This window comes from Amycolatopsis sp. SID8362 (assembly GCF_010550475.1).
GTDB classification, from domain to species: domain Bacteria; phylum Actinomycetota; class Actinomycetes; order Mycobacteriales; family Pseudonocardiaceae; genus Amycolatopsis; species Amycolatopsis eburnea.
Genome location: NZ_JAAGNB010001753.1, coordinates 1 through 448 on the forward strand (window position 1 = coordinate 1; position 448 = coordinate 448).

The 448-nt window shown below is 75.4% G+C and carries 1 pseudogene; it reads right to left on the bottom strand.

The window, feature by feature from the left end:
* Positions 1-448: pseudogene (locus tag G3I65_RS53345) on the bottom strand (hypothetical protein); the annotation flags it as partial.

Genomic DNA, 448 nt, shown 5'->3' on the forward strand with positions numbered 1-448 from the left:
CCGCCCAGCGCCCGGCGGCCCAGTCGTGGCGGTGCGAAGCCGCCGAAACCAGCGCCATGCTCCGCCACGCCACGGCCGCGCAGAGTTCGACGACGCGGGTGATCGCGGCGGCGCGTTCGCCTTCGGTGAGCCGTGCGGCGTGCTCGCGGGCGTAGAGCCGGAGCAGGTCGTGCAGCCGGTACCAGCCCGGCGCGGGCGTGGTGAGCAGGTGCTCGTCGGTCAGCCGTTCCAGCATCCCTTCGGCTTCGCGGTCCGGGACGTCGAGCAGCCGTCCCGCGACGGGCACCGACAGCTCCGGCACGTCGAGCAGCGACAGCAGCGGGTAGGCGCGGGCCGCCGCGTCGTCCAGCGCGCCGAAGGCGAGCGCGAAACTGGTGCGGACGCCGGTCTCGTCGAGGCGGCGGCTCTCGTCCCCGAGCCGGTGCGCGAGGTGCGCGACGGGCCAGTT